This is a genomic window from Pseudomonas sp. 31 R 17 (genome assembly GCF_900004915.1).
In the GTDB taxonomy this organism is placed as follows: Bacteria; Pseudomonadota; Gammaproteobacteria; order Pseudomonadales; family Pseudomonadaceae; genus Aquipseudomonas; species Aquipseudomonas orientalis_A.
In genome coordinates, this window is the sequence record NZ_CVTN01000031.1 from 79807 (window position 1) to 98547 (window position 18741).

At 64.1% G+C, this 18741-nt stretch carries 18 protein-coding genes; 5 read left to right on the forward strand and 13 right to left on the reverse strand.

Going from position 1 to position 18741, the window contains the following annotated elements; genetic code table 11:
- Positions 1–100: 100 nt before the first annotated feature.
- From BFP89_RS01195 to BFP89_RS01250, 12 genes are all read right to left on the reverse strand, one after another.
- Positions 101–1111: a FecCD family ABC transporter permease gene (locus BFP89_RS01195; protein ID WP_065883408.1), complete on the reverse strand. Its 1011-nt coding sequence runs from the start codon at positions 1109–1111 to the stop codon at positions 101–103.
- A complete protein-coding gene (locus BFP89_RS01200) occupies positions 1108–2055 on the reverse strand; it encodes an ABC transporter substrate-binding protein (protein ID WP_065883410.1) in 948 nt (315 codons plus the stop codon). The genes BFP89_RS01195 and BFP89_RS01200 overlap by 4 nt, the downstream gene beginning before the upstream one ends.
- Positions 2052–2840 carry an ABC transporter ATP-binding protein gene (locus BFP89_RS01205; RefSeq protein WP_065883412.1) on the reverse strand — a complete coding sequence of 263 codons (789 nt, stop codon included), beginning with the start codon at positions 2838–2840 and terminating at the stop codon, positions 2052–2054. The genes BFP89_RS01200 and BFP89_RS01205 overlap by 4 nt, the downstream gene beginning before the upstream one ends.
- Positions 2840–4948, reverse strand: a complete 2109-nt coding sequence (locus BFP89_RS01210; protein WP_065883413.1) for a TonB-dependent receptor — start codon at positions 4946–4948, stop codon at positions 2840–2842. The genes BFP89_RS01205 and BFP89_RS01210 overlap by 1 nt, the downstream gene beginning before the upstream one ends.
- A gap of 158 nt (positions 4949–5106) precedes the next feature.
- Positions 5107–6483: a PepSY-associated TM helix domain-containing protein gene (locus tag BFP89_RS01215; RefSeq protein ID WP_065883415.1), complete on the reverse strand. Its 1377-nt coding sequence runs from the start codon at positions 6481–6483 to the stop codon at positions 5107–5109.
- A 140-nt stretch (positions 6484–6623) separates the two neighbouring features.
- A complete protein-coding gene (locus tag BFP89_RS01220; RefSeq protein WP_065883417.1) occupies positions 6624–8684 on the reverse strand; it encodes a TonB-dependent copper receptor in 2061 nt (686 codons plus the stop codon).
- Between the two features lie 93 nt (positions 8685–8777).
- On the reverse strand, positions 8778–9167 hold the full coding sequence (locus tag BFP89_RS01225; protein ID WP_065883419.1) for a DUF2946 domain-containing protein: 390 nt from the start codon (positions 9165–9167) through the stop codon (positions 8778–8780).
- Between the two features lie 10 nt (positions 9168–9177).
- On the reverse strand, positions 9178–9660 hold the full coding sequence (locus tag BFP89_RS01230; RefSeq protein WP_065883420.1) for a copper chaperone PCu(A)C: 483 nt from the start codon (positions 9658–9660) through the stop codon (positions 9178–9180).
- Positions 9661–9707: 47 nt separating this feature from the next.
- Entirely contained in the window at positions 9708–10100 is a 393-nt protein-coding gene (locus tag BFP89_RS01235; RefSeq protein WP_065883422.1) for a DUF2946 domain-containing protein, read from the reverse strand.
- Positions 10101–10382: 282 nt separating this feature from the next.
- Complete coding sequence (locus tag BFP89_RS01240) at positions 10383–10706, reverse strand: helix-turn-helix domain-containing transcriptional regulator (protein ID WP_065883425.1); 324 nt, start codon at positions 10704–10706, stop codon at positions 10383–10385.
- A gap of 123 nt (positions 10707–10829) precedes the next feature.
- Positions 10830–11555 carry a cobalt-precorrin-6A reductase gene (locus BFP89_RS01245; protein ID WP_065883427.1) on the reverse strand — a complete coding sequence of 242 codons (726 nt, stop codon included), beginning with the start codon at positions 11553–11555 and terminating at the stop codon, positions 10830–10832.
- Positions 11552–12757 carry a bifunctional cobalt-precorrin-7 (C(5))-methyltransferase/cobalt-precorrin-6B (C(15))-methyltransferase gene (locus BFP89_RS01250; RefSeq protein WP_065883430.1) on the reverse strand — a complete coding sequence of 402 codons (1206 nt, stop codon included), beginning with the start codon at positions 12755–12757 and terminating at the stop codon, positions 11552–11554. Before BFP89_RS01250 ends, BFP89_RS01245 begins: the two co-directional genes overlap by 4 nt.
- 38 nt (positions 12758–12795) lie before the next feature.
- Here BFP89_RS01250 and cobG point away from each other — a divergent pair, with 38 nt between their 5' ends.
- The 5 genes from cobG (at position 12796) to BFP89_RS01275 (ending at position 18147) form a co-directional block, all read left to right on the forward strand.
- Positions 12796–14142, forward strand: coding sequence for a precorrin-3B synthase (gene cobG, locus BFP89_RS01255; protein WP_065883432.1), 1347 nt, complete (start codon positions 12796–12798; stop codon positions 14140–14142).
- The gene (locus tag BFP89_RS01260; protein WP_065883434.1) at positions 14135–14761 is read left to right on the forward strand and encodes a precorrin-8X methylmutase; all 627 of its coding nucleotides are present in this window, start codon (positions 14135–14137) and stop codon (positions 14759–14761) included. Before cobG ends, BFP89_RS01260 begins: the two co-directional genes overlap by 8 nt.
- On the forward strand, positions 14761–15492 hold the full coding sequence (locus BFP89_RS01265) for a precorrin-2 C(20)-methyltransferase (protein ID WP_065883437.1): 732 nt from the start codon (positions 14761–14763) through the stop codon (positions 15490–15492). The genes BFP89_RS01260 and BFP89_RS01265 overlap by 1 nt, the downstream gene beginning before the upstream one ends.
- Positions 15492–17129 (forward strand): precorrin-3B C(17)-methyltransferase, encoded by a 1638-nt coding sequence (gene cobJ / locus BFP89_RS01270; RefSeq protein WP_065883439.1) that lies wholly within the window; start codon positions 15492–15494, stop codon positions 17127–17129. The genes BFP89_RS01265 and cobJ overlap by 1 nt, the downstream gene beginning before the upstream one ends.
- 238 nt (positions 17130–17367) lie before the next feature.
- Positions 17368–18147: a hypothetical protein gene (locus BFP89_RS01275; RefSeq protein ID WP_065883440.1), complete on the forward strand. Its 780-nt coding sequence runs from the start codon at positions 17368–17370 to the stop codon at positions 18145–18147.
- Here BFP89_RS01275 and BFP89_RS01280 read toward each other — a convergent pair.
- Positions 18144–18740, reverse strand: a complete 597-nt coding sequence (locus tag BFP89_RS01280) for a MarC family protein (RefSeq protein ID WP_065883442.1) — start codon at positions 18738–18740, stop codon at positions 18144–18146. The genes BFP89_RS01275 and BFP89_RS01280 overlap by 4 nt on opposite strands.
- Between the last annotated feature and the right edge of the window lies 1 nt (position 18741).

The window sequence follows — 18741 nt, forward strand, 5'->3', positions numbered from 1 at the left end:
CATGAAATGCCTGTTTTGCCCGCGCTTTTGCAGGCGTGACGCACCAGGAAATGGCAGGCGCAAGTGTCGGTGCGTGGCGGTGCGCTACAACGGGGCGCGGTCAGCGCCTGCGCATCAAGCCGATAAAAAACAGCCCGCCGATGGCCGCCGTTGCTACGCCAATCGGCAGGTCTTCAGGGGCGATCAGCGTGCGTGCCGCGACGTCGACCCATACCAGGAACACACTGCCCAGCAGCACGCACACCGGCAGCAAGCGCCGGTGCTCGGCGCCTACCAGGCGCCGGGCGATGTGCGGCACCATCAGGCCGACAAAGCCGATGGAGCCGCTGATCGACACCAGCACGCCGGTCATCAACGACGCAATCAAAAACACCTTGAGCCGCACGTTGCGTGCGTTCAGGCCCAGGGTCACGGCGGTCTGCTCACCGGCCATCAGGGCATTGAGCGGACGCGCCATGCCCGACAGCAGGGCCAACCCAAGCACCACCGTGGCGGCGGGAATCGCCAGCAGCTCCCAACGCGCCAGGCCCAGGCCGCCGAGCATCCAGAACATCACCGCTGAGGCGGCGCGGTGGTCGCCCATGAACAGCAGCAGGTTGGCCACCGCCATCATCACGAAGGACACCGCCACGCCGCACAGCAGCAGGCGATCGCTTTCCAGGCGGCCATTGCGACTGGCCACGGCCAGCACCACCAGCATGCTCAGCAGCGCACCGATAAAGGCCGCAATGGGCAGGGTCAGCAGGCCGATGACTTCGCCCACATGCAGCACCACGATCACCGCGCCGAGGGTGGCGCCGGACGTCACGCCGAGCAAATGTGGGTCGGCCAACGGGTTACGCGTCACGGCCTGCAACACCGCGCCGATCAACGCCAGCCCGGCGCCCACCAAGGCGCCGAGCAGCATGCGCGGCACGCGGATCAGCCAGACGATATGTTCCTGGCCCGCACTCCAACCCACTTCACCGATGCCGCACGTCTTGTGCAGCAGGATCCGCCACACCACGTCCACCGGCACCCGCGCCGATCCGAACCCCAGCGAGATCACGCAGGAGATCAGCAAAAACGCGCCCAGGGCACTCAGCAGCAAGGCGTAGCGACGGTCGATCATTCGCCGTGGAACCCTTTGGCCAGGGCTTGCACCGCCAGCACGTTGTCGATACCCGGCGTGGCCTGCACGTACGGGATCACGATAAAGCGCCGGTTCCTGATGGCGTCCACCGATTGCAGGGCCGGGTTATCGAGCAGAAATTGCTCTTTCTGCTTGGCCGTGATTTCGCTGTAGTCGACGATCACGATCACCTGCGGGTTGCGCTCCACCACGGTTTCCCAGTTGACCCGGGTCCAGCTGGCGTCGACGTCGTCGAGGATATTGCGCCCGCCAGCGGCGTCGATTAACGCGTGTGGCATGCCCAGGCGTCCTGACGTCATGGCGCGGTCTTCGCCGCTGTCGTAAAGAAACACCCGTGGCTTGTCGGCGGGCAGGTCTTTTTGTACCTGGGCCACCTGCGCCTGCATCTGGGCGATCAGCGCGTTGGCACGGTCTTGCACGTCGAAAATCTTGCCCAGGTTGCGCAGGTCGTTATAGGTGTCTTCCAGTGTGGCAGCGGGGCGCTTCATCACGAACGCACACGACTCGGTCAGCTCATACACGTTGATACCCAAGGGTTGCAGGGTGTGCGGCGTGAGGTCGCCGCCCACGCGCATGCCGTAGTCCCAACCGGCGAAGAAGAAATCCACGTTGGCATTGAGCAAGGTTTCCACTGATGGGTACTTGCTCGCCAGCTCCGGCAGGCCGTCGAGGATCGCGGCCATGTCCGGCGGCACTGACTTCCAGCCCGTCACGCCGCTGTAGCCGGCCATGCGTGGCTTGAGGCCCAGGGCGAGCATCATCTGGGTCATGTTGATGTCGTGGCTGACCGCGTGTTGCGGGGCTTGCTGGAAGGTCACGTCGCGGTTGCAACTCTTGATGGTCAGCGGGTAATAGGTGGCTTCGGCGAGCGCTTGGGCAGTGGCGAACATCAGGGCGAGAGACAGCAGGGCGCGCAGGATCATGGTTGGGTTATCCAGGTGATTCGGGGGTAGCCGGACAAGGGATGGGTGTCGATCAGGGCTTGGACGCCAAACACGTCGCGCAGCAACGCGGCGGTCAGCACTTCATGGGGCGTGCCGCTGGCGACGATGCGCCCGTGATGGATCACGTACAGGCGATCACAGAACGCGGCGGCCAGGTTCAGGTCGTGGATGCTGGCCAGGGTGCCGATGTTCAACTGCTTGACCAGCCTTAACAGCTCCAGCTGATAGCGCGGGTCGAGGTGGTTGGTCGGCTCATCGAGGATCAGCAGTTGCGGTTGCTGGGCCAGGGCGCGAGCCAGGATGACGCGCTGCTTTTCACCGCCCGAGAGGGTGGCGAAGGCGTGGTCTGCGAAACCCTGCATCCCCACCGACTGCAGTGCGTTGCGGATCAGTTGCTGGTCGTGCTGGGTGTCGCTGTCGAACAACCCCTTGTGAGGCGTGCGGCCCATGGCGACCACTTCATCCACGCGCAAGCCGAACGCGTCGGGGAATTCCTGCAGCACCACCGCGATGCGTTGCGCACACCACTTGGCGCTTTGCTTCCAGACGTTCTGGTGCTCAAGCATTACCTCGCCGCGCTCCGGCCGGGTGAATCGATAGGCACAGCGCAGCAGGCTGGTCTTGCCGCTGCCGTTAGGCCCGATCAGGCCGACAAACTCCCCGGCAGCGACCTGCAGGCCGGCGTCACGCAGTTGGAACCGGTGAAGGCAGTGGTCGTGGCCGGGTGGAGTCCAAGCCAGGTCGGTGAGGGTGAGCGAGGTCATTAAAAGGTGTAGTCGGCAGTAACGAACATGGAACGAGGTACACCCAGAATCCACTGCTGCCCATCGTTGTACTGGCTGACTGCATAAGTACGATCGAACAGGTTGTTGAGTTGCAGGCCCAGTGTGGTGTTGCGCATGGCGTTCCACGACAGTGTCGCATCGACCACGGTGTAGCTCGGCACCTCGTTCTGGTTGGCCATGTCGGCATACCGTGCATCGACATAACGCACACCGGCACCGGCACGCACGTTGTCTGTCACGGCCTTGCTCAGCCACAGGTTGGCGGTGCGGCGCGGCACGTCCACTGGGCGGTTGCCGTCGCGCGACACCTGCACGCCGCCGACGTCCTGTTTGAAGTCGTCATACTGCGCTCGCACGATGGCGGCGTTGGCTTGCAACTGCCAGGCGTGAGGCAGTTGCAGGTCGAGGCTGGCCTCCAGGCCGTCGGAGGATTGTTGGCCGACTTGCTGCTTGAAATCCGGGGCGCCCGGCACGTCCGTCAGCAGCTTCTTCTTGACGATGTGGTAGGCCGCCAGGGTCCATTCACCCCGTGCGTCCCAGAATGCTTGCTTGATACCGACCTCGGTCTGCCTGGCAGTGGACAGGTCGAACTGCTGCTGGCTCGGGCTCAGGGAAATCAACCCGCCGACGCCGTCGGTGCTGGTGGCGTACTGGCCGTAGACCGAAGTCTGCGGGGTGATCGCGTAGACCAGTCCGGCTTTCCAGTTATTGCCGGTGAGGGTTTTGTCGGATTGGCCACCGGTGCGCAGATCGTCGCGGTCGATGTGCGCGTAGTCGCGGCGGATGCCGGTGACCAGCGCGAGTTTATCCGTGAGTTGCAGGCGGTTTTCCGCGAAGCCGGCCACCGTCCTGGTGGTGGTGGCGAACACCGGTTTGAACGGGTCCTGGCTGGCAAATGGCGCAGGCGCCGGGTGATACAGGTCGACGGGTTGGCCGGTTTGTGCCACGTCATTAAACGGCGTGTTGCTCGCCAGGCGGAAGCGAATGCGGTTGTATTCCACGCCCGCCACGGTCTGGCTGTCGAGGCCGAACAGGGTGTGCTTGAAGGTGAAGGTCTGGCGGTCGCCCACCTGTTCCTGATCGTGCTTGATCCCGAAGTTGCCGCTGCGGGTCAGTTGGCCGTTGGTGAAGTTGTAGTTCTCGGCGTTCTGCCAGCGACGCTGGTTTTTCAGGTAGTACAGCTCGTTGGTGGCGCTGACGTTATCGCTCAACTGCCACTCGCTGGTCAGGCGTGTCCACTGGTCGTTGTAGTGCTGGGTGTCGTTGCTGACGTTGTAGTTCTTGTCGCGCAGGCCCTTGTGCAACTGGCCGTTGATCAGGGGCGTGCCGAAGTAGTTTTGTGGGCGCTGGTCGCCGTAGTCACTGGTCAGGGTGAAGCTCAGGTTGTCGGCCGCCTGCCAGCGCAGGGCGCCGCTGATGAAGTCGCTGCTGGCGTCGCCACGGTCGATGAAACCGTTGCTGCGCAGACGGTTGAGGTTCAGGCGGTAGCTAAGGGTATCGGTCAGTGAGCCGCCACTGTCCAGGGCTTGTTGCTGGCGGTCGTAGGAACCGTAGCCGAGGCGGATGCGGTTTTCGATCGCGCCCGTGAAAGGCTTTTTCGGGACCGTATTGACCACCGCGCCGGTAGCGCCTTCGCCGTACAGCACCGAGGCCGGGCCGCGCAGCACGTCCACCCGTTCCACCGCCCAGGTGTCCACCGGGAAGGTCGAGGTGCCCATGCCGGTGTACATGCGGTTACCGTCGTACAGTTGCATCACCGAGCTCTGGCCGGTAAAGCCACGGGCCTGCAGCGAGGTGCCACCGTCGCCCGGGGTGCCGGTGCGGGTGATGCCGGTGGCGCGGGAGATGGCGTCTTGCACGCTGGCGTCGCCACGTGCTCGGATCTGCGCGCCGGTCTGGCTTTCTACGCTGCCGGGAGTTTGCAGCGCCGTCAGGTTCAGGCGCGAACCGGCGGTAGTCGGCGTATTGAGCTCGACACGTTCGTTATCCACTGCCGGTGCCGTGATGGCGCTCTCGGGCAGGGTCATGGCCTGGACGTTGGTATGCAGGGCGAGCAGGCACAGGCCGCACGCTAGGGAGTTGTTCATCGGTCGATTCAATCGCTTCTTGAAGGGGGGCTCGCCGCAGGGCGCGGCGAGCAACGATAACGCAGAAAGTGTTATAAGTTAACACTTATTGGCTGCGCGACAACAGTCGCGCAAGGCTACACAAGCCCGCAGCGTCGGGCATCTCGCCTGCTTCATGCTTAACCTGAGGCAGATTCACCTTGGGCAAAAAAGCGTGACAGCACCAGGCGATCCAGCGCCCACACCAGGATCAACGATGCGCCCACCAACGGGAAAATGATCGCCAGCCCGAGCATGATCACCATCGCGGTTTTCCACTTCGGCACGTCATGACGCAGCGGCGGCACACCCAGCCCGCCCTGTGGCCGACGCTTCCACCAGATCACCACGCCACTCACCGCGCTGAGCAGGATCATCAGGCAGATCACCAGCACGATCAGTTGGTTGATCCAGCCGAACATCTTGCCTTCGTGCAACATCACGCCGGTCTCGGTGGCGCGTGCGACCAGGTTGTAATGCGCCCAACGCACATCGGCCAGGACCTTGCCGGTGTACTGGTCCACATGCAGGGTGGCGTCATTGCGCGGGTCGTTGGCGAACACTGCGACGGTGAATACCCCCGTGGCGGTGGTGGGGAAGGTGATGCTGTAGCCGGGCTCGACCTTGCGCGCATTGGCCAGGTCGACCACCTGTTGCAGGCGCACGGTCGGCGTGGCGGGGCCTGCATGCATGGCGCCGTGGTTCATGTGTTCGGCGTGGTCGCCGGACATCGGCATCGGCGTGTTTTCCATGGCCCAGGGCACGGTCTGTTGGGTGGCCGTGTTGAGCACGCGTGCCTGCTGGTCGGACTGCGGCACGTTGTTCCACATCGCCGCCGGAAAAGTGTTCCACAGGGCGGCGTATTGCTTGCCCCAGAAGCCCGTCCAGGTCATGCCGCTGAGCAGCATCACCAGCAAAAACGCTGCGCCCCAGAAACCGGCGACGGCGTGCAGGTCGCGCCAGAACACGCGGCCACGGCGGTTGAGTCGGGGCCACAATACGCCGGCCGATGACTTGCCGCGTGGCCACCACAGGTACAGGCCGGACACCACCAGCATTACGCCCCAGCCGGCGGCGAGCTCTATCAGGCGATCACCGGTGGTGCCGATCATCAACTCGCCGTGCAGGGCGCGGGCGATGGCTTGCAGGTTGTATTTGGCGTCCTGCTCACCCAGGACGGTGCCGCGATACGGGTCGACGAATACGCTGATTTCGCGGCCCTGGTTATGCATCACAAACTGTGCGCTGCTGGTGGCATCGGCGGGCGGAAGGTACTTGCTGATCGCAGCCTGGGGGTAGGCGGCTCTGGCGCGTTGCAGCTGCTCGTCGGCGCTCAGCGCGTGTTCGGCGGCGGGAACGCTGAGCAGGTGGCCGTACAGCAACGGGTCGAGCTGGGGTTTGAACAGGTAGATGATGCCGGTCAGGGCCAGCAGCACCATGAAGGGGGCGACGAAGAGGCCGGCGTAGAAGTGCCAGCGCCAGGCCAGGTTGTAGAAGGAGATCTTTGGTGTGCTCATCAGGGGCTCCGCAAGGCTTTTGATTTTTTGTGTCGGTTACACCGCTATCGGGGGCAAGCCCCCTCCCACATTGGATTGGGTTCACATAGTTGGATTTGGGAACCTGGTCAAGTGTGGGAGGGGGCTTGCCCCCGATGCTGTTAGAAGCTCATATCCACCTTGGTCCAGAGCGTACGCCCCGGTTCCTTGATGGCCTGCGGGTTGCTTGCCGGGTAACCGAACCCGGCATTCCCCGCCAGGTTCAAATGCTCGGCGTATGCCTTGCCAAAGAGGTTGTCGACCCCGCTGCTGACCTTGAAGTGCTTGTTGATGCGGTACGCGGCATTGAGCGAGAACACGCCAAAACCGCCGCTTGTGTCGTAGTCCTTGCCGACCACGTTGCCCTTGTTCGGGTCGATGCGGTTCTGCGCCGCGACCACGCGCCACAACGCGCCGGCACTCCAGTCGTCCTGGCTGTAGGTCAGGCCCAGGCGCGCATCCAGCGGCGGCATCTGCGGCAGGGCTTTGCCGTCGCTGCTGTTCTTGCCCCAGGCGTAGGCGAGGCTCGCGTCGGCTTTCCAGTGAGTGGTCAGCTTGTACGCCGCGCCCAGTTCACCGCCCATGATGCGTGCGTCGACATTGCGTGCCTGGGAGGTGGTGCCCATCATGCCGGGCCGGTAGTCGAACAGGATGAAGTCGCGCACCTGGCCGACATAAGCCGAGGCCCAGGCGTCAAGGTTGGCGGTTTTGTACTGCGCGCCAACATCCAGCTGGGTGGTCTTCTCCGGCTTTACGCCGTCGAAGGCATTCACCGAGCCGGCCGCTCCGGTGTTGGGGGAGAACAGTTCCCAGTAGTCCGGGAAACGTTCAGCGTGACCCAGGCCCGCATAAACGGTAGTGGGCGTGTCCGCAAGATCATGCTCAAAGCGCACGAAGCCCGAGGGCAAGGTGTCTGCGCGGGTGGCGTCGGCGGTGGGGTTGGCACGGCTCATCATTGCCGAGCCGGTGCGTTGGCGAAAATCCCTGGCCGAGGCACGGTCCAGGCGGGCGCCGGTGATCAGGCGGCCATTGTCGGCGGCGTACCAGGTCAGTTCACCGAATACGCCGTAGTTGTGAAAGTCGGCGTCCTTGCTGCGCGGCAGGTCCTTGTAGGTGTCGATGCCCATGCTGCTGCGCGCGCGGTGTTCGTTGGTCTGCGCGTCCAGGCCGCCGATCAGTTGCACATCGGCCCAGCGCCAGGTCGCCTTGATCCGCCCACCGAGGGTGCGCCGGTCGACGTTGGAGGCCATGGGCCCGGCCATCATGCCGGTGCCCGAGGGGACGCGCAGGCTGTAGTTGTCCATGACGTGGTCGGCGTAGTTGTAGTAGACCTGGGCCTCGACCTTGTCCAGCACTTCGCCGATGTTGGATTTTTCCAAACGCAGGCCGAGGCTTTCGCGCAGGAACTGCGAGCCGTCCATGCCGCGCCCGGCATAGCGCGCTTCGCCATTGCCACGGCCGGCGGTGAGTTCCAGCAGGGTGTCGGCGTCGGGGGTGAAACCGACGGCCACGTCGCCATTCCACTTGTCATAACGCGAGGCGACGCGGTCGTTGTTGCCGTCCTTGTAGTCGTCGGCATGGGCCTGGTTGCCGATCACCCGCACATAGCCCAACGGCCCTCCGGCAGCGGCATCGATGACCTTGTCGAAACGCCCGTTGGAGCCGGCCAGCACACTGGCATTGACCCGCGTGCCCAGCTCGCCGAACTGCTCGGGCTCGCGCTCGAACAGGATCGTACCGGCTGACGCACCGGGGCCCCAGAGCACGGTTTGCGGGCCTTTGATCACGGTGAGTTTGTCGTAGGTTTCCGGCGAGATATACGAGGTGGGCGCATCCATGCGGCCCGGGCAGGCGCCGAGCATCATGCCGCCGTTGGTAAGGATATTCAGGCGCGAGCCGAACATGCCGCGCAACACCGGGTCACCGTTGGTGCCGCCGTTGCGCACCAGGGCGAAGCCGGGGATGGTCTTGAGGTAATCGCCGCCATCGCTGGCGGGCACCGGCTGGCGTGGATCCTTGGGGTGGGTGACAACGGTGAGCGGCGAGCTGGGGGCGATCGCGGTGACGACCGTGGGGCTCAGTTCGTGTTCGTCAGCATGGGCTTGTGGCGCAAGCAGCGCGCCGCACAGAACGGCGAAAACCGGGGCAGCGCCCAATCGGGTGTCAGCAGAAAACCTGGACATGAAAAATTCCATCAATCAGTCGTAAACAACACGGCCAGCAGCCTGCGGCTGTCTGTTTGAAGTCGGCCGGGGTGAAGTAGCGCGGTGAAGGGCTTACGACGCGATGGGCGGCGCACGACTGCGCGCGCCAGGGAAGATGCTCTGCCGGGCATGGCCCAGGCGCGGGGTGGGAATGAGCGCGTTGGCGGGCGGCGGGGTGCCGAGGGTGATGCAGGAGACGCTGCCGGGCAGGGCGGGGCAACTGAACAGCAGGCTGCAATAGCCGCATTTTTCCCAGAGGACATGATGTTCGTCGGGGGCTTTGCTCGGCTTGGGCTCGCCGTGGCACGCGGGCATGTCCATGGACATACCGGCGTGATGATCCATCGGCATCGCCTGGGAAATCAGCGGACCGATAAAGATCATCAACATGGCGAACAGGCTGACCCAACTGCCGCGCATCAAGCGGCGGCGTGGAGACAACCTGGCGCTGCGGGCGCCCATCGGGGTAGGCCTACTGGGCGTGCTTATGCTCGTGAGCGGTCATCGGTGGCGACTTCTGAACCGATACGTTTACCTCGACCTTGCCGGCTTTTTCAAACATCAGGGTCAGTGGGAATTGCTTGCCATCGGCCAACAGGCTGCGGTCCTTGAGGCCCAGCAGCATCACGTGATAGGCCATCGGCGCGAACGTCAGCTCGCCCTTGGCCGGTACGGCAACGCTGGGCACTTGCTGCATCTTCATCAGGTCGCCCTGCATCACATGCTCATGCAGCTCGGCTTTCTCGGCCACGCTGGTTTCCACGCCGAGCAGGCGATCCGGGGCAGTCCCGGTGTTATGAATCACAAAGTACGCCGCGACCGTGGGCGCATTCGGTGGCAACTCCCGGGACCAGGGGTCGCTGACCAACAGGTCACCGGCCTTGTAGTCCTCGGCATTGGCAGCACTGAACACCGGCAGCAGCAACGCCGCCAGAAGCAGGGAAGATTTAAGCATGGCAGTTCTCCGGAACGGTTCTGAACGCAGTTCACTTGCGAAGAAGATCAGACCGTTGGAGAAGCGCGGGGATTGAGGCTCGGCCATTGCCGGCGCGGGGCGGGATTGCGCAACACGCGCGGCGGCAGGCTCTGCAGCGCTTGCTGGCGCATCACATACAACTGCGGCACATGCCCCGGCAACGCCACCCACGGCGCCGAGCCCGAGCAACACCAGCAATGCTGCATGGCGGAGTGATCGTCCGGCGCTGCCGGGATTTCCAACTGACCCAGGGCAATGGCCTGCAGGCTGGCGCCATTGGACGAACAGAACCCACCCAACAGCAGGCGCTTGACCGGGTCATCGGCCTGCTGCATCGCACTGGCCAGCGGCATGGCAAACGCATTGAACAGCACTGCAAGGCAGGCGATCCAGGCAATTGCAAAGCGTTGACGGGCCATGGCGGATAATCCGTAGGGTTAAACGATCAGGCGGGTATTTAGCCTGATCGGGGGGGATAAGTAAAAACGCGTGGTGTGGTGTGGTGTCGCAGTGTCGGATTTGAGGATAGACGGGGAATTGAGTGGGTGCCGAACTTCAAGGCTACGCAGGTCAACTGTGGGAGGGGGCTTGCTCCCGAGTGCGGAGGAACAGCCAGAAAATCAGTGACTGACACACCGCTATCGGGGGCAAGCCCCCTCCCACATTGCCTGTAGCCTCGCTGATGCTGGTTGTTGTACCAATTATGCAGCGGGAACTCCGTGCACCTGCATGTCGACACCTAAGGCTTTTCTGATCACTGCAAAAATCGCGGCGAGGTTATCCATGCTTGGATTACCGCTGGCTGAGAGCATTCGGTGCAGGCTTTTACTCGGTTTGGCAGTTTCTTTCGCAAGTCCTTCAAAACCCACCGTGGCGTTGACCAAATCACGCAGAATCACGCGGGAAACTTCCGGCTCACCGTTGAGAAACAGCGTAGCGGCCTCGTCGAGAAGAGCTTGGGCAAATGCAGGGTCGCGCTGGGCACGTTCAGCGATGGTGTGCTTGTAGCTACGGGTTAACGCCATGCTGGTTACCTCTTTTGTTTCAATTTCTTGTCACGCTGTCACGTCGGTATTCTTCAATCTCGATCATTCGCCGTCCTGAAGGTAACAAATAGGTTACTTATCAAGCAAGCGAGAGATCCTGACTTATCGAATGAAATTTGCCAACGCGATGAGTGTTTCTTCAGGCGACAAGAGTTCACGGTCTACATGAGCCAACACCGGCCGCTTCAACACCAACACCGGCACCCCACGTTCCCGCGCCACTTCCAGCTTCGGTTCGGTGGCGGTGCTGCCGCTGTTCTTGCTGATCAGCACATCAATCCGGCGTCGTTCGAATAACGCCCGCTCATCCTCGATCAGAAACGGCCCGCGTGCGCCGATCACTTCACAGCGCTCGTTGCCCGGGTACACGTCCAGCGCGCGCAACGTCCAGAACTGGTCGGCGGGGATTTCATCGAGATGCTGCAAGGGTTCGCGACCCAAGGTGAACAGCGGGCGCTTGAAGGGCTTCAATCCTTGGATCAGTTCAGCCCAGTCAGACACTTCGCGCCAATCATCCCTGGCCTGTGGCTGCCACGCCGGACGTCGCAATGCCCAGCACGGCACAGCGCACAACCGTGCAGCCCGGGCCGCGTTGTGGCTGATCTGCGCTGCATACGGATGGGTGGCATCGAGGATCAGGCTGATGCGTTCATCACGAACAAACTGCGCGAGCCCTTCAGCGCCTCCATAGCCCCCGACGCGAACCTGGCAGCTCAGGTCGGTCGGCACGCGGCCCACGCCCGCCAAACTGTAGATATGCTCCGGCCCCAGGGTGCGGGCAATGGCCAGCGCTTCCGTCACGCCGCCCAGCAACAGAATCCTGTTCATAGCGGCTTGATCACTTCGAGCAGCGTGATCGGCAACGCCTGGCGCCAGGTGTCGAACTCGCCCAATGGCTGCGCCTGGGCGACGTGGAGGCGGGTCAGTTCGCCGCCGTGCTCGGCGCGCCAGTTCATCAAGGTCATTTCGCTTTGCAGGGTCACTGCATTGGCCACCAACCGTCCACCGGGCCGCAATTGTTGCCAGGAGGTGTCGAGCACGCCGTCGCGGGTGACGCCGCCGCCGATGAAGATGGCGTCGGGTACCGGCAGGCCGTGCAACGCGTCCGGGGCTTTGCCGCGAATCAGGTGCAGGCCGGGCACGCCGAGGGCGTCGCGATTGTGTTCGATCAGGCCTTGGCGGCCCGGGTCGGGCTCGATCGCCAGGGCACGGCAGCTGGGGTGCGTGCGCATCCATTCGATGCCGATGGAACCGCTGCCCGCGCCCACATCCCACAGCAGTTCGCCGGGCATCGGGGCGAGGCGGGCGAGGGTCATGGCGCGCACATCGCGTTTGGTCAGTTGGCCGTCGTGCTGGAACGCCGAGTCCGGCAGGCCCGCCAGGCGCGACAAGGGCGGCGTCTCGCTGGAGGCCAGGCAATCGATGGCGACCAGGTTCAGATCGGCAGTGCCCAGGTGATGCCAGTCTGCGGCCAGGCCGTCCAGGCGCCGCTCGTTCGCGCCGCCCAAGTGTTCAAACACCGTCAATCGGCTGGGCCCGAACCCTGCCTGCGTCAATAACGCGGCAATCAACGCAGGGCTGCCACCATCATTGCTCAGCACCAGCAAGCGCACGCCGCTGGCCAGGTGCGCGTTGATTGCCGCGAAGGGGCGGGCCACCACGGACACCGTCACCACGTCCTGCAACGGCCAGCCCAAACGCGCCGCCGCCAGGGACACCGACGACGGCGCCGGTATAACCAGCAGCTCATCCGCCGCAATCTGGCGCGCCAGACTGGCGCCGACGCCATAGAACATCGGATCACCACTGGCCAATACGCACACAGGCTCCCCACGCCGTGACAACACCGGCTCCAGGGAAAACGGGCTCGGCCACGCGTGGCGCTCGCCACTGATACACAACGGCAACAGGTCCAACTGGCGTTGGCCGCCTATAATCCGCGTAGCGCGCAACAGGGCGTGCCGGGCATTCCTGCCCAGGCCCTTGAAGCCGTCTTCACCGATGCCTACAACCGTCAGCCAGGGCGACATAGCAATTCCTTGAACGACATCCGACGGGCAGGCTTTTCATGCCGCCGGACAAAGCAGGCATAATACCGCGCCTTTACCCGTCAACCGGTAGCCCCGTGAACCCAACGCCCGCTGTAAATACCTTGCGCCCCTCGGCCTGTCCGGGGTTGCTGCGTATTGTCCAGGCGTTGGACGGCGGTATCTGTCGGGTCAAACTGGCCGGTGGTTCGATTACCGCGGCCCAGGCCAACGCCGTGGCGGATGCTGCCCAGGCGTACGCGGGCGGGGTGATCGAGGCGACCAACCGCGCCAACCTGCAGATTCGCGGGATCGGCGCCGAGCAGGACGCCTTGATCGCAATGCTGCTGGCGGCCGGCCTCGGCCCGAGCAACGCGGCCGGTGATGACGTGCGCAACCTGATGCTCAGCCCCAGCGCCGGCATCGATCCGCAGATGCTGTTCGACACCCGCCCGCTGGCCGCGCAGATTCTTGCCACGTTGGACAGTCATCCGCGTTTTCATCAGTTGTCGGCCAAGTTCGCCGTGCAGCTGGACGGCGGTGAAGCCCTGGCGATGCTCGAGCATCACCATGACCTGTGGCTGTCGGCGTTTGTGCGCGAGGGGCAAACGCTGCTGGCGTTCGGCCTGGCCGGCTGCCCCGGCCTGAATGCGCCGGTGGCGGCCGTGCCGCTGGACCAGGGCCATGCGCTGGTGGTGGCGGTGCTGGAGGCCTTTCTCGACCTGGCGACGCCCGAGCAAACGCGCATGCGTCATCTGGCTGTGGATAAGTTATTGAGCCGCCTGAGCCTGCCGCTGCTGTCGGCGAAAGGCTTCAAACGCCCAGCCAGTGGTGCGTTGCTGCACATCGGGAGTTATCCCCAGCCTCGGAAGAATAAGTTCTACGTCGCGGCAGTCGCGCCTCTGGGCCGTCTGGATTCGCGGATGCTCCAGGGCGCCGCGCAGTTGGCCAGCGAGTACGGCGATGGCACGTTGCGCTTCACGCCCTGGCAAGGCGTGCTGCTGCCCAACATTGCACGCCCTGGCGCCGTCACCGACCGCTTGGGGCAACTGGGCTTTCTCTGTTCAATCGAGCAACCCCTTGCGCGCATGATTGCCTGCACCGGTTCCAGCGGTTGCGGCAAGGGCCTGGCCGATACCAAGGCCGACGCGGTGCAACTGGCCACCCTGCAACCCGGCGTCGAGGTGCACCTGTCCGGTTGCCCGCGCTCCTGCGCCGCCGCGCACACCGCGCCGGTCACCTTGCTGGCGGTGAGCCCCGGCCATTACGACCTCTATTTTCGCGACGCCGCCCATCCAGGTTTTGGCCGGCTGCACGCGCGCACTCTTTCCATTGAAGCGGCGGGCGCCCTGTTACGCGCTCGCCCACGGAGCAACACCGATGATTGATTACATCCGCGACGGTCAGGAGATCTATCGCAACTCCTTCGCCATTATTCGCGCGGAAGCCAACCTGGACCGCATCCCGGCCGACCTGGAAAAACTCGCGGTGCGGGTGATTCATGCCTGCGGCATGGTCGAGGCGATCGACGGCCTGCAATTCTCCGAAGGCGCGGGCAAGGCCGGGCGTGATGCGCTCGCGGCGGGCGCACCGATTTTATGCGATGCGCGGATGGTCTCCGAAGGCGTGACCCGCGCGCGCCTGCCGGCCAATAACGCGGTGATCTGCACCCTGCGTGACGACAGCGTGCCTGAGCTGGCGCGGGCGTTGGGCAACACCCGTTCCGCCGCTGCGCTGGAGCTGTGGCGCCCGCACCTGGCAGGCAGCGTGGTGGTGATCGGCAATGCGCCGACCGCCTTGTTCTACCTGCTGGAAATGCTTGACGCCGGCGCGCCGAAACCGGCGTTGATCCTCGGCTTCCCGGTGGGCTTTGTCGGCGCCGCCGAATCCAAGGCGATGCTTGCCGCCGACAGCCGTGGCGTGCCGTTCGTGATCATGCAGGGCCGTCTGGGCGGCAGTGCCATGGCCGCCGCCGCCGTCAACGCGCTCGCCACGGAGGTCGAATAATGCACCCACGCGGACGTCTGATCGGCCTGGGCGTAGGCCCCGGCGATCCGGAGCTGATCACCCTCAAGGCTCTGCGCCTGCTGCGCGAGTCGCCCGTGGTGGCGTACTTCGTGGCCAAGGGCAAGAAGGGCAATGCGTTCGGCATCATCGAAGACCATCTGGTGCCGCAACAGACCCTGATGCCCCTGGTGTACCCGGTGACCACCGAGGCGCTGCCGGCGCCGCTGTCCTATGAGCAAGTGATCAGCGACTTCTACGACACCGCCAGCGTCGATGTGGCCGCGCACCTGGATGCGGGCCGCGATGTGGCGGTGATCTGTGAAGGCGACCCGTTCTTCTATGGCTCCTATATGTACCTGCATGACCGCCTTGCCGAGCGCTATGAAGCGCAGGTCATCCCGGGCGTGTGTTCGATGCTTGGCGGCGCTTCGGTATTGGGTGCGCCGCTGGTGTATCGCAACCAGAGCCTGTCGGTGCTGTCGGGGGTGTTGCCGCACGACGACCTCAAGCGCCGGCTGGCGGACGCCGACGCGGCGGTGATCATGAAGTTGGGGCGCAACTTCCACAAGGTGCGCCAAGTGTTGGAGGAACTCGGTCTGGCCGGGCGCGCGCTGTACGTGGAGCGCGCCACCATGGCCAATCAGAAAATCGTGCCGCTGGACCAGGTGGAGCCGATGTCGTCACCGTATTTTTCCTTGATCATCGTGCCCGGTGAACGGTGGCAAGGTTGATGAGCCCGGCGATTGTCATTCTGGGCCAGGGCAGCCTGGCGACTGCGCGCAGGATCCAGCAGCTTTACCCGGCGGCGCAGATCCATGGCCTGACCGGTCGGGTCGACGGCGCGGACCAGGTCTACAGCGAATTCGGCGCCACACTGCGCCAGCTCTACCAGCAGGGGACACCGCTGATTGCGCTGTGCGCCGCCGGCATCGTCATCCGTACCCTCGCGCCGCTGCTGCTCGAAAAAGGTGAGGAGCCGGCCGTGCTGGCCGTTGCCGAAGACGGCAGCGCCGTGGTGCCCCTGCTGGGCGGGCTGGGCGGTGTGAATGTGATGGCGCGGGAGATTGCCGCTGCGCTGGGGGTGGCGGCGGCGATCACCACCAGCGGCGAGTTGCGCTTTGGTACCTGCCTGCTCAACCCGCCCAGGGGCTATGAATTGGCGGACCTGGAGTTGGGCAAGCGCTTCGTCTCGGACCTGCTCGCCGGTGAAAGCGTGCGCATTGAAGGCGAAGCGCCCTGGCTTGCGCAGGCCAACTTGCCACAGGCCGCACAGGCGCGCCTGGCGATTCATGTGGGCAGTGCCGAGCGCGTGCCGGCCGCCAACGAATTGGTGATTTATCCGAAAACCGTCTGCGCCACCTGCAAGCCGGGCGCGCAGCTGGCCGCACGTGTGCGCACCGCCTTGCATGAGGCGGGCCTTGCCGTGCAATCGCTGGCGTGCCTGCTTGCCAGCGACCTGCAGATGGCCGAAGCGTCGCTGCATGAGGCTGCGCTGGAACTGGGCGTGCCGCTGCGGTTTGACAAGGTCGAGCCGCAGGCGGACATCACCCTCAGCGTGGCTGAACAGCCGTTGGACGTGTCACAGGTCGGTCGCCCACGCGGGCGCCTTGCCGTGATCGGGCTCGGCCCGGGCGCCGCTGACTTGATGGTGCCGGCGGTCAAGGCCGAGTTGGCGCGCTGCACCGATGTGCTGGGCTACGAAACCTACGTGCGCATGGCCGGGCCGTTCCGTGATGATCAGGTGCAGCACTGCACGGACAACCGCGAAGAAATGCAGCGTGCCCGTCACGCCTTCGAGCTGGCCGCCCAAGGGCGCTCGGTGGTGGTGGTGTCGTCCGGCGACCCGGGTGTGTTCGCCATGGCCGCTGCGGTGATCGAGGCGTTGCATGAGTCCAGCGACCCGGCCTGGCACCAGGTCGACCTGCAAATCCTGCCGGGCGTCTCGGCCTCCCTGGCCACCGCTGCCCAGGCCGGGGCGCCGCTGGGGCATGACTTCTGTGTGATGTCGCTGTCGGATAACCTCAAGCCGTGGTCGATCATCGAAAAGCGTCTGGACCTCGCGTCCCAGGCCGACCTGGCCCTGGCCTTCTACAACCCGATTTCCCGTGCGCGGCCGTGGCAACTGGGGCGTGCGCTGGAGATCGTCGCGCAGCACCGTACCCCTGAAACGCCGGTGGTGCTGGGCCGCGATATCGGTCGTCCGGGCCAGACGCTGCGCGTCACCACCCTGGGGCAACTCACCCCGGACCAGGTGGACATGCGCACCATGGTGCTGATCGGCTCGTCCACCACCTGCACCTTTGCGCGTGCCGGTGGCGGTGAGTGGGTGTACACCCCGCGCTGGTACGGCGATAAACCCGCCGGCTGAAAACAGCTTGGCGGTGGCCCGAAAGCTCCGAATGACACCAGGATTTTTCTGTTGCCGTTCGGGGCTTTTTCTTTTTTTCACGACGAAACCACGAGGCTCATCGTGCATGCCGCGTTATTGCGGGTCGGCGTGTTTTGCCGGGCCGCGCCAAGGGATGTTTGTTGCCTGGAAAGCCCGTCGCTGAGTGGACTAGTGTGGTTACAAGCCCCGAGTCGGGGTGTACGTGGAGAATTGGGAAATGGAGCGACACCACAGAAGGATCAACAGTACAAAACGGCGCAAGCTGATTGCCGCCTACAAATTGCCGGGCGCGCCGGGCACGCCCGCGACGTTACCGCTGGACACCGAAGATGACTGCAATGCGGCGGTGGTCAACAACGGTGTGATTTCCTTTGCCGAGGGGCTGTCCGGGCTAAATCGCGAGTACATCCGTAAAAGCTATCTGCTGGCCAGCAGTTACGTGAGCGATGTATTGAAGGTGCATCGGGGCACCGAGGCCTGGTACGACGAATTTATCAAAGTGATGGTCAGCCTCGGCTGGCTGCCGGTGCGCAGCAGCTTCGAGCGCGTCTCGCGCGCGGGCAGGGGGCTGACGGTGCAACTGACGGCGCTGAATATCATCGGCGCGATGCTCGCCTCGATGTCCATGTCGGGGCCGTTGCTCAGCCTGCTGCCGAAACTGGCCGCCGATGCGCTGGAGACCTTGAAGCAACTGCCGGCATCTTTCGATTTGTTCAAACGCAACAGCAGCGTGCATCAGGGCGGTGACTTCGGCGTGGCGTCCTGCGCTGAAACCAATGGCGAAGTGATGATGGTCCTGGTGACCTACAGCAGCCATGGCGTGAGCAAGCAGGTGGGGTTGCCGTTCCTCGAGTGGGACAGCTCATCGTTCGAGGCCTTCAGCGGGCAGACCTGCCTGGTGCTCAATACCTCGGTGGTCAATGAACAGACCCTGCAACTGATGCGCGACAGTGCGGGTGACAAAGTGCAGTCGGCCATCGCCAAGTACCGGATCTAGGTCACCAGATAGCCACGGACCCCGGTAAAGATAATTTGCGCGGCCAGGGCGCACACGAACAAGCCCATCAACCGGCTGACAATCTGCAAGCCCTGGTCGCCAAGAATGCGTTCGATCCGATTGGACAGGTACAGCACCACGCCCACCGTGAGACTGGCCAGGGCGATGCTGAGGATGGCGGTGAGCTTGTCGTCCCAATGGGGCTGGCTCACCCCCATTACCAGCAATGCACCGATGGTGCCGGGGCCGACCGTGAGCGGGATAGTCAGCGGTACGATGGTCACGTCCTGCTGCACGTTATCGGTTTGCACCGCCGACTTGCCCTGGGCCATGCCCAGGGCGGAGATAAACAGCACGCTGCCGGCGCCGATGCGGAACGCGTCCACGGTGATGCCGAACACACTGAATATCACCCGGCCGAACAGGTACAGCAGCACGCTCGACACCAGCGTCGCCAACGCGACTTTCCAGGCCAGGCGCCGCCGCTCCTTGCTGGAATAGCCGCGGGTCAGGCTGATAAAGCAGGACAGCACGAAGAACGGGCTGTAGAGCACCAGCATCTTCAGGTAAACGCTGAATAACACGTGGAGCATG

Bases quoted from the DNA above. Each gene is read 5' to 3' on its own strand.
- BFP89_RS01195 (WP_065883408.1), bottom strand. From the start codon at position 1,111: ATGATCGACCGTCGCTACGCCTTGCTGCTGAGTGCCCTGGGCGCGTTT.
- BFP89_RS01200 (WP_065883410.1), bottom strand. From the start codon at position 2,055: ATGATCCTGCGCGCCCTGCTGTCTCTCGCCCTGATGTTCGCCACTGCC.
- BFP89_RS01205 (WP_065883412.1), bottom strand. From the start codon at position 2,840: ATGACCTCGCTCACCCTCACCGACCTGGCTTGGACTCCACCCGGCCAC.
- BFP89_RS01210 (WP_065883413.1), bottom strand. From the start codon at position 4,948: ATGAACAACTCCCTAGCGTGCGGCCTGTGCCTGCTCGCCCTGCATACC.
- BFP89_RS01215 (WP_065883415.1), bottom strand. From the start codon at position 6,483: ATGAGCACACCAAAGATCTCCTTCTACAACCTGGCCTGGCGCTGGCAC.
- BFP89_RS01220 (WP_065883417.1), bottom strand. From the start codon at position 8,684: ATGTCCAGGTTTTCTGCTGACACCCGATTGGGCGCTGCCCCGGTTTTC.
- BFP89_RS01225 (WP_065883419.1), bottom strand. From the start codon at position 9,167: ATGGGCGCCCGCAGCGCCAGGTTGTCTCCACGCCGCCGCTTGATGCGC.
- BFP89_RS01230 (WP_065883420.1), bottom strand. From the start codon at position 9,660: ATGCTTAAATCTTCCCTGCTTCTGGCGGCGTTGCTGCTGCCGGTGTTC.
- BFP89_RS01235 (WP_065883422.1), bottom strand. From the start codon at position 10,100: ATGGCCCGTCAACGCTTTGCAATTGCCTGGATCGCCTGCCTTGCAGTG.
- BFP89_RS01240 (WP_065883425.1), bottom strand. From the start codon at position 10,706: ATGGCGTTAACCCGTAGCTACAAGCACACCATCGCTGAACGTGCCCAG.
- BFP89_RS01245 (WP_065883427.1), bottom strand. From the start codon at position 11,555: ATGAACAGGATTCTGTTGCTGGGCGGCGTGACGGAAGCGCTGGCCATT.
- BFP89_RS01250 (WP_065883430.1), bottom strand. From the start codon at position 12,757: ATGTCGCCCTGGCTGACGGTTGTAGGCATCGGTGAAGACGGCTTCAAG.
- cobG (WP_065883432.1), top strand. From the start codon at position 12,796: ATGCCGCCGGACAAAGCAGGCATAATACCGCGCCTTTACCCGTCAACC.
- BFP89_RS01260 (WP_065883434.1), top strand. From the start codon at position 14,135: ATGATTGATTACATCCGCGACGGTCAGGAGATCTATCGCAACTCCTTC.
- BFP89_RS01265 (WP_065883437.1), top strand. From the start codon at position 14,761: ATGCACCCACGCGGACGTCTGATCGGCCTGGGCGTAGGCCCCGGCGAT.
- cobJ (WP_065883439.1), top strand. From the start codon at position 15,492: ATGAGCCCGGCGATTGTCATTCTGGGCCAGGGCAGCCTGGCGACTGCG.
- BFP89_RS01275 (WP_065883440.1), top strand. From the start codon at position 17,368: ATGGAGCGACACCACAGAAGGATCAACAGTACAAAACGGCGCAAGCTG.
- BFP89_RS01280 (WP_065883442.1), bottom strand. From the start codon at position 18,740: ATGCTCCACGTGTTATTCAGCGTTTACCTGAAGATGCTGGTGCTCTAC.